The 14,337-nt window shown below is 70.6% G+C and carries 9 protein-coding genes; 6 read left to right on the top strand and 3 right to left on the bottom strand.

Translation table 11 applies throughout. The features are described 5' to 3' along the window. Positions 1–9: 9 nt before the first annotated feature. On the bottom strand, positions 10–924 hold the full coding sequence (locus tag ACG83_RS37635) for a DUF5995 family protein (protein ID WP_063793339.1): 915 nt from the start codon (positions 922–924) through the stop codon (positions 10–12). A 678-nt stretch (positions 925–1,602) separates the two neighbouring features. On the opposite strand from ACG83_RS37635, the gene ACG83_RS37630 reads away from it, so the two are divergent. Beyond that, positions 1,603–2,298 carry a type 1 glutamine amidotransferase domain-containing protein gene (locus tag ACG83_RS37630; protein ID WP_054571036.1) on the top strand — a complete coding sequence of 232 codons (696 nt, stop codon included), beginning with the start codon at positions 1,603–1,605 and terminating at the stop codon, positions 2,296–2,298. Between the two features lie 153 nt (positions 2,299–2,451). Then, complete coding sequence (locus ACG83_RS37625) at positions 2,452–2,874, top strand: PPOX class F420-dependent oxidoreductase (RefSeq protein WP_054571035.1); 423 nt, start codon at positions 2,452–2,454, stop codon at positions 2,872–2,874. Positions 2,875–3,128: 254 nt separating this feature from the next. Here the strand turns inward: ACG83_RS37625 and ACG83_RS37620 are convergent, their stop codons facing one another. Then, positions 3,129–4,730, bottom strand: coding sequence for a sulfatase (locus ACG83_RS37620; protein WP_054571034.1), 1,602 nt, complete (start codon positions 4,728–4,730; stop codon positions 3,129–3,131). A gap of 325 nt (positions 4,731–5,055) precedes the next feature. After that, positions 5,056–6,390 carry an ABC transporter substrate-binding protein gene (locus ACG83_RS37615; RefSeq protein WP_054571033.1) on the bottom strand — a complete coding sequence of 445 codons (1,335 nt, stop codon included), beginning with the start codon at positions 6,388–6,390 and terminating at the stop codon, positions 5,056–5,058. Between the two features lie 543 nt (positions 6,391–6,933). Between ACG83_RS37615 and ACG83_RS37610 the strand changes: the two genes are divergently transcribed. From ACG83_RS37610 to ACG83_RS37595, 4 genes are read left to right on the top strand one after another with little or no spacing between them, the layout of a single operon-like run. Continuing rightward, on the top strand, positions 6,934–7,593 hold the full coding sequence (locus ACG83_RS37610) for a TetR/AcrR family transcriptional regulator (protein ID WP_235498433.1): 660 nt from the start codon (positions 6,934–6,936) through the stop codon (positions 7,591–7,593). Between the two features lie 33 nt (positions 7,594–7,626). Further along, positions 7,627–8,163: a MarR family winged helix-turn-helix transcriptional regulator gene (locus ACG83_RS37605; RefSeq protein WP_054571032.1), complete on the top strand. Its 537-nt coding sequence runs from the start codon at positions 7,627–7,629 to the stop codon at positions 8,161–8,163. A gap of 2 nt (positions 8,164–8,165) precedes the next feature. Next, positions 8,166–12,305, top strand: a complete 4,140-nt coding sequence (locus ACG83_RS37600; RefSeq protein ID WP_054571031.1) for an ABC transporter ATP-binding protein — start codon at positions 8,166–8,168, stop codon at positions 12,303–12,305. Then, on the top strand, positions 12,302–13,882 hold the full coding sequence (locus ACG83_RS37595) for an MFS transporter (protein ID WP_200931444.1): 1,581 nt from the start codon (positions 12,302–12,304) through the stop codon (positions 13,880–13,882). The genes ACG83_RS37600 and ACG83_RS37595 overlap by 4 nt, the downstream gene beginning before the upstream one ends. Positions 13,883–14,337 lie beyond the last annotated feature (455 nt).

Genomic DNA, 14,337 nt, shown 5'->3' with positions numbered 1-14,337 from the left:
CCTCGGCGATCAGGATCTCGCCGAACGCGCCGCGCAGTAGGTATCCCTGTTCTGGCCCAGCGGCAGCAGGCGGGGCACGGCGTAGGCGGTGCGCAGGACGGTCGCGGTCGCTGCGGCGGTCGTCTCGATCTCGCGCTGGATCTGTGCGCGGGCCTCGGCGGTGGGTGCGTTCACCAGGCGTTCGGCATTGCGCCAGGCTGTCTCACGCCAGGCCACGAGAATCTGCATGAGCACCGTGTAGGACAGGCCCAGCGGGCTCGCGATGTCGTCGATGGAGGGATCGAACCGATCCGCGGCTTCCCGCAGCAGGGGGTCGATCACCCGGTTGAGCATGACGTTGACCTTGTCGTGGTCCGCCTTGCGGCTCTGGCCGCCCGCCGTCACCAGCCCCAGCGAGGCGAGCACCAGCGGCAGGTCCCGGTTCACGTGCGCGTTCATCCCGAGCAGGATGTTCCCGGCGCCGGCGAGCTGACGGCCGGCCGCCGCGTCGAAGGCGATCTGCCAGGCGGGGGAGACACCGCCGCCGTCGCCGGCGAGCCAGGCGTCGTAGGCATGGAAGTAGTACGCGGCGAAGACGGCGTCCTCGGTGTTGACGTAGGCGACGTCCGCGAAGAAGCCGGGCTGGGCGGCCGTGCGCCGGTACTCCTCGGTGGTCCGCAGATAGGTCAGGGCGAACACCGCGTTGTGGTCGCAGCTCGCCGCGAGCGGCGCGAAGCGGCTCTGCATCTGAGCGATCGTCGCGTCGGCGCACTCCGGGGCCCCGTCGGCACACTGCTGCGCCTGCGCGGGGGAGTAGGCGGCTGGTAGCGGCGGCAGCAGGCCCGACCAGCCGATGAACAGCGGCTCGGTGGATGTGGCGGTCGTGGCGGTCGTGGTCGTGGTCGTGGCGGTGGCGGGCACGGCCGTCGCCAGGGAAAGCCCCACCGAAAGGAGGCCTGCGATAAATGAAATGAATAATCCCGAAGTCCAGCTTCGCCTTGCGGGCATGAAGGTCATAGCACCGCATCATAGGGTCATTGGCGATGGAATATCGGCAGGGGATTCTTGCTAGAAGTTCAAATGATTTATCTTTTCGTGTTTCTGGTGGCCGACTGGGCGTGTAGCGAAATCCCGAGAATCGGCGGATTTGGGCGTAACGATAGTGACCTGGCTGGCCGTGCCCACCCGCCGTACTTCGGCTCGCCGGGGATCTCATGCTGACGCATGGCGCCAGCAATTCGGGCAGACCACACACGCATGGCCACCCGCCGAGGATCCCGCGCTGCCGCGCAGTGCAGACAGTTCACCTCAAGCGGGGCAAAAGGGGCGCGAATTCGCCTGGCGACCCGCAAGAAAGAAGGATTTTGGTCGTCGGAACAACCGAAATCCTTCGCTTTTGCGACTCGCCAAACCGTGCTGCCGGGCTCTCGGGCTCTCGGAGGTACGGCGACGTTCGTGGAGCGCGAACCCCCTACCCATCGGCCGGCGATCTTGACTGGCGCCAGTCTGCGAAGGCTCTGTTTCGATCGAATCTGGTCGTTTCGTTCGGTAAGACGCAGAAGATGGCCGGTGGTTGGGGCGGGTCGAGGGGGCAGGGCGCGCAACGTGGGGTAGGAACGTCCCATGGTGAAGATCCTCTTTGTGGTGACCGGCTCCGACCGATGGACGCTGGCCGACGGGACGGCGCACCGCACCGGCTTCTGGGCCGAGGAGGCCCTGATCCCCTACGCGGAGTTCAGGTCCGCCGGCCACGAGATCACCGTGGCGACACCTGGCGGCGTGGTCCCGCCCGTCGATCCCGCCAGTCTCGCGCCGGATGCCGCAGGCGGCCCCGAGGCGGCGGCGAAGCTGGAGAAGGCGCTGGGCGAGGCCGCCGAGTTCCGCGCCCCGGTGGCGCTCGCCGACGTGCGTCTCGACGAGTACGACGCCGTGTACGTCCCCGGTGGCCACGGGCCGATGGAGGACCTGGCGGTCGACGCCGACTCCGGTCGCATCCTGGCCCAGGCACTGCAACGTGGCCTGCCGGTGGGCGTGGTGTGCCACGGCCCGGCCGCGCTGCTGGCCGCGGTCGGGCCGGATGGTGCCAACGCGTACGCCGGCTATCGCATCACCGGGTTCACCAACGCGGAGGAGCGGTTGGCGGGCTTTGCCGAGAAGGCCCGTTGGCTGCTTCAGGACCGCCTGACCGAGGCGGGCCTGAAGGTCGAGGTGGGTGAGCCCTGGGCACCGCATGTCGAAGTCGACCGCAACGTCGTCACCGGCCAGAACCCGGCATCGTCGGCTCCGGTGGCTGCCGAGCTGCTCAAACTGCTTGGCTGAGGTGGTGGCCCCGAGCTGGCGCCGGGCGTCGACCTCAGCTTAGGTACCTTCGGCTTTCCCCGGCCTGAAGCACCGGGCTGACGCTCGGCTCACCTCGACACCGACTTCTCATCTCGACACCGAATTCGTCCGCCAGAAACCGGGAGGAACCCGATGTCAAAGCCGCCGCTGCCGCCCGAGGCCGTCGAGCTGCTGCGCCGACCGAACCCGTGCGTGATGGCGACGCTGCGTGCGGACGGCACGCCGGTCTCCACCCCCACCTGGTACCTGTGGGACGACGGCCAGGTACTGATCAGTCTGGACGAGGGCCGGGTGCGCCTGCAACACCTGCGCCGTGACCCTCGTGTCACCCTTACCGCCCTCGCCACCGACGACTGGTACACGCATGTGACGCTGATCGGCCGCGTCACCGCGATGCAGGACGACGAGGGCCTGGTCGACATCGACCGCATCTCCCGCCACTACACCGGCAAGCCCTATCCGGACCGGGTCCGCGCCCGCGTCAGCGCCTGGATCGAGATCGAGCGCTGGCACGGCTGGGGGGCGATGCGGGACAGCGACCAGGCGTCTACCTGATCCCTGAGCCCGCGGCCTGAGCCGCGGCTGAGGCCTGAGGCCTGAGGGCTGAGATCTGATACTCCCGAGATCCGAGATCCGAGATCCGAGATCCGCGATCCGAGATCCGCGATCCGAGGTCTGCGGTCCGAGGCCGGCGAACCGGCGTCGGCCCGCTCGATGGCCCGCTGGCCGGGCACGGGACGTCCGTCCGGCCAGCGGGCGAGCCCCTCGCTCCGAACACGGGGCTGGTTCGGCGGGTGGTGGGTCAGGGGTCAGGTTCGGCAGGAGGCTCCGGTGCAGGTGGCGAGGGCGTCCAGGCGGGCGTCCAGCTGCGCGACGAGGGCCGCGTTCGTGGCCCTGCCCTGCGGTGTGGCCAGCAGGTTCGTGAGCTCGTACGGGTCGGCGTTCAGGTCGTAGAGCTCGCGCTGGTGGACGCCCGGATTGCGGTCGGCGTCGTACCAGCGGACGTACAGGTGGTCCTCGGTCCGGATCGCGCTCCACGGCGGAATGTCGAGGAACACTCCGGTCACGTTCTCGACCGCTTCCTGGGCGACTCCGTCCTGCCCGTCGACACCCGGGCCGGCGTACTGCCCGAGCAGGTCCGTGCGCCAGGAGGCCGGGGTCTGCCCGCGCAGCAGCGGTGCCAGCGACTGGCCGTCGACGTCCGCGGGGATCGGCACACCGGCCAGGTCGAGGAAGGTGGGCGCCAGGTCGATCTGGGCGACCATGTGGCCGTCGGTGCCCTTCTCGACGCCGGGCCCCGCGACGACCAGCGGAACCCGCAGCGACTCCTCGTAGGGGGCCATCTTCTGGGTCAGCCGGTGGGAGCCGAGGTTGTAGCCGTTGTCGGAGGTGAAGATCAGGTAGGTGTTGTCCAGCTCGCCGGTGTCCCGCAGGGTCTCGACGATGCCGGCGACCATCTCGTCGAGCGCGTACAGGGAGCCCATCCGGTCCTGGTAGTCCGCGTCGTTGGTCGCGGCCACCCGGGCGGAGCGCAGCTGGGCGCTCTCCTGCAGCCACCATGGCTTGTCGGAGACGTCGGCCTCGTTGAAGTTCGGTGTCCGCGGGGCGCTGTCGTCGGCGTACGGATTGTCCGCGTGCCGCGGGGCGGGGGGCAGCGGCAGGTGCGGAGCGGTCGAGGCCGCATACCAGAAGAACGGGGTGTCGTCGGCGGCCGCGCGACGGATGAAGTCGGTGGATTTCGCGGCGACCACGTCGGTGGAGTAGTTCGCCGGGTCCTCGGTCCCTCCGTACTGCACGAGGGTGCCGTTCTCGTTCAGCGTGTAGTTGTAGCCGGTGTAGAAGTTGTTGTCGACGCTGCCGTACCACTCGGACCAGCCGGGTGGAATGTGGTCGGGCGCGTCCTCGATTCCGTTCATGTACTTGCCGGCGAGGCCCGTGCGGTAGCCGGCGTCGCTGAGGTACTTCGCGAAGGTGTGCTCTTCGTTGCCGTTCGCGGCGAAGGTGGCCCAGCCGCCGCTGTCACCGGCGTTCGTGAGGACTCCGGTGTTGTGGCCGTACTTGCCGGTCAGGATCGTGCCGCGGGCCGGGCAGCAGATCGGGGTCGGGGCGAAACTGTCGGTGAAGGTCAGCCCGGAGTCCCGGATCAGGGCCGCGGTGTGCGGCATCGCGTCCCAGTACGGCGACGTCGTCTGGTCGAGGTCGTCGGCGAGGATGAGGACGAAGTTCGGCCGCTCGGTCGTGCTCGCCGCATTGACCGCGGAAAGCGTGCCGCTCGCGGCCTGCGCGCCGGCCACGGCGTCCGACGAACGAGCTGCTAATCCGGTGGCCGCCGTCACCGTCAGGCCGATCAGGCCGACCAGCCCGGCGGCCCCGAGGCGAGCCCGCCGGCTGAAGCTCCGGTGCCGCGCCATCAGCGGGCTCCCGCCGCTCGGTGGTGCGGCGCTGCGCTCGTCGGCCCGTGATCACTGAGTGGAGTGTGTCTCCGCATGCGATCACGGCACCATGCGTTCGTCTGCGTGAGACGCGAGCAGAATGTGGAAACCCTGAGAGTGGACTCGTCCTGCGTCTGCGATCAGGTGGACCGGTCGGCCAGACGGACCCGAGACGGACCCGAGACGGACACGAGATGGGCGCGAGATGGGCGCGAGACGGGCACCGGGCCCATTCGCGCGGTGTCGAGGCCAGGCAGCTCCGCCTGGTGACGCCTGGCCTCGTTCCGCGGCGTCTGGCCAGTGCTCAGCCGAAGCTGGTTGGCGTCGGCTCGGACCAGGACCGGTCCTTGTTCTGCCAGCAGACGAAGGGCTTTTCAGCGGTGCCGCCGAAGATCTGGAACTTTCCGTTCCGTATCTCGACGAACGCATAACATTCCTGCCGGTAGCCGTGGGTGGCGGGATCGTCCTGGGTCGGCCATTCGTGCTGCCGCGACCAGTCGATGGGGTTGACCAGGCCGCCGGCGTCGTAGTCGGTCATCCTGTTCGTCGCCGCCACGACGGACTTCCGGTCGAAATTCGGCCCGGCGGCGAGCAGCCCCTGGTAGGCGAGGTCGGCGTTGATCCATCCGTTCATGCCGGCCTCGGTGGGCTGGTGTCCGCCCCGGCTGGTCCACCGGAGGTACTCGGCAATTCCACCGCTCTTGGAAGTGGCCTCGAAGGGGCGGAAGAGAACGGTGACGACATCACCCTCGAACAGGTCGCCCGCCGCGGCCACGAAGGCGTGGTCGTAGGTGTTCAGGTGGTACATCGGGACGTCGGCCAGGCCTTGACGCTCCATCTCCTGGGCCAGCGTCTTCATGCCGTTGAGGTCGAAGCACCCGATGACCATGTCCACCCCTGCGGCGCGCATCGCCGACACCTCCGGCCCGACCCCGTTGGGCAGGCCGTACGTCATGTTGTCGTTGGAGTAGACGATCTGCTGCCCGGTCTCCCCGGAATAGAGCCTGATGGTGTCCGTGATGGTGCCGACGCATTTCTTCGGCGCACCGGGGACGTTGTAGCCGAGTGCGGCGATCCTGGTCGCCTTCTTCTTCTCCGCGACGTACGCGAAGCTCCTGATCGTGCAGTCCAGGCAGGTCGGCGCGATGTTGCCGAAGATCGAGTCCTTGCCGTTCATCGCCTCCGACTGGATGGCCCAGACGTACTGCGGGATCCCGGCCTTGTAGAGATCGTCCCAGCCGGTCGGGAGCTGGGCGGCGCCGAACGTGGCGAACGTGTCGTTCGCGGAGATTATCTGCAGGGCTCCTTCCTTGTTCTTGCCCAGCTGGTCGTCGACCCGGGTGGTGACGACCAGCTTCCGGCCGTGTGCCCCGCCCGTGCTGTTCCGGAACGCGAAGTAGTCCTCGATGCCCTGGGTGAGGCACTCCATGATGCAGGTTCCGATGGGGTTGTTGGAACCGGTGGCGAGAACGGCGAAGCGGATCTCACCGGAGGTCACTCCGGGAACGGTTCCGGGTGGGGCGGGGGGAGGGCCGGTCTGGCCGTCGGTGCCGCCGCCGGAGTTCGTGCACGCGGCGGCCAGGCAGATCGCGGCCAACGGGACGGCTAATCGGCGGGCCAGTGCGGGGATCGGGTTCATAGCGCCTCCTGAGGTTTTCCCGGCGACCGGGAGTATCTGGGTGCGGGGCCGCCGTCCGGTACCGCAGGGTGACCGGTGGGCGGGGGTGCATGCGGACTCGTCGAGATGTCTGGCGCGCGCGCAGAAGGAAGGCTGGGTAAATGATGTGCTGTGGGCCGTGGTGGGCCGGTGGAAAACAGCATCGAAGGACGCCGGAGCGCGGCGGAAAGGCGCCCAGGAGTACCGCCCGGCGAGACCCGACCTGGTCGCCGGTGTGCTGGTGAGTGAATGATCGAAGCGTCAGTGAAATATAGGATAGCCGATCGGCTATCCGGCGCAAGAAGGGTGTTGCGGTACCGGCCGAAAAGTGCCATCCGAACGCTTTTCGACGTTGAGTCTCTTGCGTGTCGGCCGGTTTTTGGCTAGCGCGGGAAATGCGAGGTCAGCGGATCGTCCGCCGTCCGCCGTCTGCCGATGTGACGTCCCTGCGACGCCGCCCCCACCTGCCACGGTGGCGGCGCCCGGTTCGGGTGACACTCGATCGCAGCCCGGTATCCTGCGGGTATGTCCACCCCCGGGCCGTCGGAGGGCAGTCGCACTCCGGCTGCGGGCTGGAGCGCCGCCCAGACCCGGGTCCTGACCGCGGCCCTGGAGCTCTTCGCGACCCACGGCGTGAGCGGTACGTCGCTGCAGATGATCGCGAGCGCCATCGGTGTGACCAAGGCGGCCGTGTACCACCAGTTCCGGACGAAGGAGGAGATCGTCCTGGCGGTGGCCGAGCTGGGGCTCGCCGAGCTGGTGGAGGCGGTGGAGGCCGCCGAGGCCGAGCCGCGCCGCGACCGCGCCCGGGACGTCCTGCTCGCCAAGGTTGTCGACACCGCGGTCCGGCGGCGCCGGGAGACCAGCGTGCTCCGCAGTGATCCGGTGATGGTTCGCTTCCTCGGATCTCATCCGCCGTTCCAGCATCTGATCGAGCGGATCTACCGGTTGTTGATCGGCGAGGTGGCGCCCGAGCAGGAGACACGGGTGCGTGTGGCGATGCTCTCCGCCGCGCTCGGTGGCGGGGTCTCCCATCCGCTTGTGGCGGGCATCGACGACGAGACGCTGACCGCCCTTCTCCTGCAGGTGACCCGCGGCATCCTCGGGGTCGAGGCGGCTGGCGCGGCCGCTGCCGAGGCGGCTGACGACGTCGACGGTCAGGAGACATCCGCCACGCTCTACTAGTTCGAGGCTCGAACCACTTGCTACGGTCGTGGGGTGGGTTATGACATTCCCGTCGACAGTGTCCGGGCGGTCGCCCGGCTGTCGAGGGTCCTTGAACGCTCCCTGGACGGACTGAGCCTCGCCCAGTACCGCGTGCTCGCCCAGATCGCGGCGGGGGACGAGCGGGCGTCCCGCATTGCGCACCGGCTGGCGCTCGGCAAGCCGGCGGTGAGCGCGGCGGTCGAGTCGCTGCGCCAGCGGGGCCTGCTCAGCCGCGGCAGCGTCGACGAGGACCGGCGGGCTGTCGCGCTGGCTCTGACCGACGAGGGCAGGGCCGTGTTCGACGCGGCCGAGCGGGCGATGGCCATGCGTCTGCAGGAGATCATCGCGCGCACCGCCGACCCGGCCGGGGCGGTGGCGGTGCTCTGCCAGCTGGGCACCGCGGTGGAGGAGCTCATGGGCGAACGCGCGGCGGGCAACCGGGCAGAGCGGGCAGAGCGGTCGGGGTGCTCGGAGCGGGCGGTGCAGCCGGAGCAGTCGGAGCAGCCGGGGTGCTCGGAACAGGCAGAGCGGCCCAGGCGGAGCGAGTGACGATGACCGCTGCCAGGGATGTGCCGGGCGCTCACCCGACCGGGGCAGCTGCGGCCGCCGCCCCCGGCTGGCTGCGTGGCCTGTGGGGCTTCCTGCTGCTGCATCGCCGCGACCTCGCCCTGGCCTGGGCGGCGGCGCTGCTGGGAAGTGCCTGCCAGGCCGTCGTCCCGCTGATCGCACGGCACATCGTCGACGACGTGATCGTGGCGCGGACGTCCCCGCTGTGGCCTTGGCTGTTGCTTCTGCTCGCCGCGGCGGCGGGCGCGTTCGGCTTCGCCTATGTTCGTCGCTACCGGGGTGGTCGGGTCGCCCTCGGCGTGCAGTTCGACCTGCGCAACGCCATGCACGACCACCTGCAGACCCTGGACCAGGACAATCTCGCCCGGCTGCCGACGGGCCAGCTGGTGGCCCGCGCGAACTCGGACTCGGCGCTGGTGCAGGGGCTGCTGAGCCTGTTGCCGATCATGATGGGCAACGTGCTCATGCTGATCGCGACGCTGATCATCATGATCTTCCTCTCGCCCCCGCTCGCGCTCATCAGTCTCGCCGTCGTCCCGACCCTGTTCGCTCTGTCCTACCGGCTGCGCTCCCGCGTGTTCCCCGCCACCTGGGATGCCCAGCAGCGCGAGGGCGGCGTCGCGCAGATCGTCGACGAGGACGTCAACGGGGTCCGGGTGGTCAAGGCGTTCGGCCAGGAGCGCCGCGAGCTGGACCGGATCGTCGACGCGGCCGGTGATCTGTACGGCTCGCGGATGCGCGCGGTGCGGCTGCGGGCCCGCTACCAGCCGCTGCTGGAGGCCGTCCCGTCGTTCGCTCAGGTCGCGATCCTCGCGGTCGGCGGCTGGATGGCGCTGAACGGGCACCTGACCATCGGCACCTTCCTGGCGTTCTCGACGTACGTCGGCCAGTTCGCCGCCCCGGCGCGCCAGCTCGCGGGTGTGCTCACCGTCGGCCAGCAGGCCAGGGCCGGCGTCGAGCGGATCTTCCAGCTGCTGCGCCTCACCCCGACCATCGCCGACGCCCCGGACGCGGTCGATCTCGGCCCGCTGCGCGGCGAGATCGCCTTCGAGGGGGTCGAGTTCGCCTACCGGGCGGACGTGCCGATCCTGCGCGGTTTCGATCTGCGGATCGCCGCGGGGGAGCGGGTGGCGATCATCGGGTCCAGCGGCAGCGGCAAGTCGACGGTGGCGGCGCTGCTGAGCCGCTTCCACGACCCCGACGCCGGCCGGGTGACGGTCGATGGCCACGACCTGCGGTCGGTGCGGCTGCGGTCGCTGCGCTCCCAGGTCGGGGTCGCGTTCGAGGAGAGCTTCCTGTTCTCGGTGTCGGTGCGGGAGAACATCGCCTTCGGACGTCCCGACGCGAGCGAGGCCGAGGTGGAGGCGGCGGCCCGGGCCGCGGCCGCGCACGACTTCATCGTCGGCCTGCCCCGCGGCTATGACACGGTCGTCGGTGAGCGGGGGCTGTCGTTGTCCGGCGGCCAGCGCCAGCGGATCGCGCTGGCCCGCGCGCTGCTCACCGACCCCCGGGTGCTGGTCCTCGACGACGCGACCAGCGCTGTCGACGCGCACACCGAGGAGCGCATCCACGGCGCGTTGCGCGAGCTGCTGCCCGGCCGCACCACGATCCTCATCGCGCACCGTGTCTCGACGTTGCATCTGGCCGACCGGATCGTGGTGATCGACGGCGGCCGGGTGGTCGAGTCGGGCACCCACGACGAGCTGCAGGAACGCAGTGGCACCTACCGGGCTCTGCTGGCCGGGCTCGACGCCGAGCTGGCCGACGAGCTCGGTGACCGCGTCGAGGCCCTCGCCACCCTCCTCGACGAGAACCGGTCCGGGAACGGGCCCGGGCCCGGATCCGGACCCGTTCCCGGGAACAGGTCCAGGAGCGGGAACGGGTCCGGGACCGAGAACGGGAGCGAGGGCGAGACCGGGAGCGTGGGCGAGACCGAGACCGAGACCGAGACCGAGAGCGGGATCGGGAACGCGGGCGAAACCGAGAACGCGGGTGCCGGAGCGGGCGTGGCACGGGTCGGTGGCCGCCCGCGCCGGCCGGCAGCCGCGGGGGTGGCCGTGGGGGCGCCCAGCCTCGGCGCCGGCCTCGGTGGCGGCGGCGGGTGGCGGATGAACCTGACGCCGACACCGGAGCTGCTGGCCCGGGTGGCCGCGCTGCCACCGGTGCGCGACGTCGCCACCGTCGACCTCGCGGTGGAGAGCCAGCCCGACCCGGAGTTCAGCCTGCTCCGGCTGCTGCGCCGGTTCCGCCGCCCGCTGCTGCTCGGCCTGCTGCTGGTGATCGGGGACGCCGCCGCCGGCCTCGCCGGGCCGGTGCTGGTCAAGACCGGTGTCGACAGCGGTGTCGCGGAAGGCTCGTCCGCCGTGCTGTGGGCCGCGTCGGCGGTCTTCCTGCTGGTGACGCTGGCGGACCTGCTGGACCAGATCGCCGAGACGTTCGTCACCGGCCGGGCGGCCGAACGCATCATGCTGTCGCTGCGGATCCGCATCTTCGCCCAGCTGCAGCGGCTCTCCCTCGACTACTACGAGCGTGAGATGTCCGGCCGGGTCATGACGAGGATGACCACGGACGTCGACCAGTTCGAGTCGCTGATCGAGAACGGCCTGCTGGCCGCGCTGGTCTCGGTGGTGACCTTCGGGGGCGTCGGGGCGGCGCTGCTGAGCATCGACCCGGAGCTCGGCGGGCTGACGCTGCTCGTCATCGTCCCGCTGGCCGCGGCGACCGTGGTCTTCCGCCGGCGGGCAGCGGCGCTCTACGACGTCGCCCGGGAGCGGATCGCCGTCGTCAACGCGGATTTCCAGGAGAGCCTCTCCGGTATCCGCGAGGCGCAGTCGTTCGTGCACGAGACCGCGACCATCGAGCATTTCCACGGGCTGGGCCGCGACTACCTGCGGGCCCGGCTGGGAGCGCAGCGGCTGGTCGCGATCTACTTCCCGTTCGTCCAGTTCCTGTCGGCGCTCGCGGATGCGATCGTGCTGGGGGTCGGGTCCGCGCTGATCGCGAACGGGCAGCTCAGCGTCGGCGCGCTGATCGCCTTCATCCTCTACATCGACATGTTCTTCTCGCCGATCCAGCAACTGTCCCAGGTCTTCGACGCCTGGCAGCAGACCCGGGTGTCGGTGGCGCGCATCGCCGAGCTCATGCGGCTGCGGACGCTCACCCCCGAACCGCGCCATCCGGTGGACCCGCCGGGACGTCCGCGCGGCGAGCTGACCCTGGACGGACTGCGCTTCGCCTACCCGGCGGCACCCACGGCGAAGGCCGACGCGACGTCGACGTCGACGTCATCGGAGACATCGGCGTCGGCGTCGGCGTCGCCGTCAGCGCGGGCGCGGGCGCGGAAGGCCGAGCGGAAGGCCGCGCGGCTGGCGGTGGGCCCCGCCGACCCGCGGTTCGCACGGCTGGAGACCGCCGCACCCACCCGGCCGCCCGAGGCGCTGCGCGGGATGGACCTGCGGGTCGCCCCCGGCGAGACGGTGGCGCTGGTCGGGGAGACCGGCGCCGGGAAGTCGACCGTCCTCAAGCTGATCGCCCGCTTCTACGACCCCGACGAGGGTGCGGTGCGGCTCGACGGGCTCGACCTGCGGACCCTCGACCTCGGCACGTTCCGCCGCTGGCTCGGGTACGTGCCCCAGGAGGCGTTCCTGTTCAGCGGGTCCATCCGCGACAACATCGCCTACGGACGTCCCGAGGCGAGCGACGCCGAGGTGGAGGCGGCGGCGCGTGCGGTCGGCGCGCACGAGCTCATCGTCACCCTGCCCGGTGGCTACGACCACGAGGTGGCCGAGCGGGGCCGCTCGCTGTCGTCCGGGCAGCGTCAGCTCCTCGCGCTCGCGCGGGCCGAGCTCGTCGACCCGGTGCTGCTCCTGCTGGACGAGGCCACCTCGAACCTGGACCTGGCCACCGAGCACCGGGTCACGACCGCCATGCAGCGCGTCGCGCGCAGCCGCACCACGATCGTCATCGCGCACCGCCTGCAGACAGCCCGAACCGCCGACCGGATCGTCGTGCTCGACCGCGGTGCCGTCGCCGAGATCGGCTCCCACGACGAGCTGCTCGAGGCCGACGGCCGCTACGCCTCGATGTGGCGCGCCTTCGAGCTCGTCGGCTCGGCCGCGCCTTGACCGGGCGGCGTGGCACCACCTCGACCAGTCGGCGCGGCACCACCTCGACCAGTCGGCGTGGCCCGGGACGTGCCGTTCGTGGTCTGCTGGCGGACCTCACCCCGCTGCGGACCTACCCGGCCTTCCGCCGGCTGTGGGTGGGTGAGTCCGTCTCGACGATCGGCACCCAGATCACCGCGACGGCCGTCGCGGTGCAGGTCTACGACCTCACCCGGTCGTCGTTCCTGGTCGGGGTGGTGAGCCTGGTCGCGCTGCTGCCACTGGTCGGCCTCGGGCTGATCGGCGGTGCCATCGCGGACAGCGTCGACCGGCGCCGCCTCGCGCTGGTGACGTCCACCGGGCTGGCGGCCGTCTCCGGCGGGCTGGTGCTGTTCTCGCTGTTCGAACACGGCGCCGGCGGTGACGGCGGCAGCGGCAGCGGCGGTGGCGGCGAGGCGGGTGGCGGTGGTCTCGCAGCCGGTCTCGGTGTGGTCTGGCCGTTGCTCCTGCTGGTCGCGGTCCAGTCCGCGTTCGCGGCGGTGGACGGGCCGGCGCGGCGCGCGATGACGCCGAACCTGGTGGCGCTGGGCGATCTGCCGGCAGCCACCGCGCTGACCCAGATCGGCTTCACGACCGCGATGACCGTCGGTCCACTGATCGCGGGAACCAGCGTCGCGCTCGGCGGCTACCCCCTCGCCTACGCCCTCGACCTGGCCAGCTTCAGCACCGCCCTGTACGGCCTGTTTCGGCTGCCACCGATGCCCCCCGCGCCGGCGCTTGCCGCGTCCGCCACGGCGGCTGCCGCCGGTGCACCGGCCGCGGGTGCACCGGCGGCGGGGGCAGCTTCCGCGGGCCCATCCGCGTCCGGGGCCGCACCCGCGTCCGAGCTGCCGGCGGGAGGCCGGCGGGTGGCCAGTGTCGGTGAGGGACTGCGGTTCCTGCGCGGCCAACCGGTGGTGATGATGACGTTCGTCGTCGACATCATCGCCATGGTGTTCGGGATGCCGCGCGCGCTGTTCCCCGAGCTGGCCAGCACCCAGTTCGGCGGCGGGAGCGCCACCGCGGGCCTGCTGTACTCCTCCGTTGCCGCCGGGTCGCTGCTCGGCGCCGCGCTCTCCGGTCCGCTCGGGCGGGTCCGCCGCCAGGGGCTGGCGGTGGTGGTGGCGATCGTGGTCTGGGGCGGGGCGATCGCCGTGTTCGGGCTCGTCCACAATGTCGTCGCCGCGGTCGGGCTGCTGGCGGTCGCCGGCATGGCTGACCTGGTCAGCGCCGTGTTCCGCAACGCGATCCTCAACGTCGCCACCCCGGACGCCATGCGCGGGCGGCTACAGGGTGTCTTCCTCGTCGTCGTCAGCGGTGGCCCCCGCATCGGCGACCTGGAGGCGGGCACCGCCGCCGCGCTCGTCTCCCCGACGTTCTCCGTCGTCAGCGGTGGCCTGGCCTGCATCGGCGGTGTGCTCCTGGCTACCGCCGCGGTGCCGGCGCTGGCGCGTTACGACGCCACGGCTGCGATCGCCGCTGCCCAGCCCCAGGCTGGCGTACCCAGCCCAAGGGCACGCGACGACGACGCCCCGGCGCCGGAGGCGAACCGCGCCTGACGCGGGAACGAGTGGGCAGTCCTCTGGGCTCTGGAAGGCCGATGCAGCGCAGTGCCACCAATTCGCAACAAGAGCCACAAAATTCGCGCTGGGCCCACTTGGCGGTCAGCAAGAATGAAGGATTCTGGTCGTCAGAGCGGCCAAAATCCTTCGTTCTTGGGCCTCGTCAAACCGGGCCATCGCGCTCAGGGACCCAGCCGCGTTCGTGAAGTGCGAACCTCACCCGCGTGATCGGACGCCGACCTGGTCTGAGCTGTGGCTTTGGGGCGGGTGGGATCGACGGGCGCCCTTGGTGCAGTGCAGTATGCGGGAAGCTGATGACGACGCCCGGGAATCGTTGGCATCGCCGGGGGCAGGAGATGCCGGCATCGAGCCCCGGGCGCCGTCCGTTCTGGAGCTGGTCCGCTCAAGGTGCGGACTGGCCGAAAAACGCCATTGGAATCAGAAAATGAATG

The sequence above is a fragment of the Frankia sp. R43 genome (assembly GCF_001306465.1).
Classification (GTDB): Bacteria; Actinomycetota; Actinomycetes; order Frankiales; family Frankiaceae; genus Parafrankia; species Parafrankia irregularis.
This window is presented reverse-complemented; position numbering and strand designations above follow the sequence as displayed.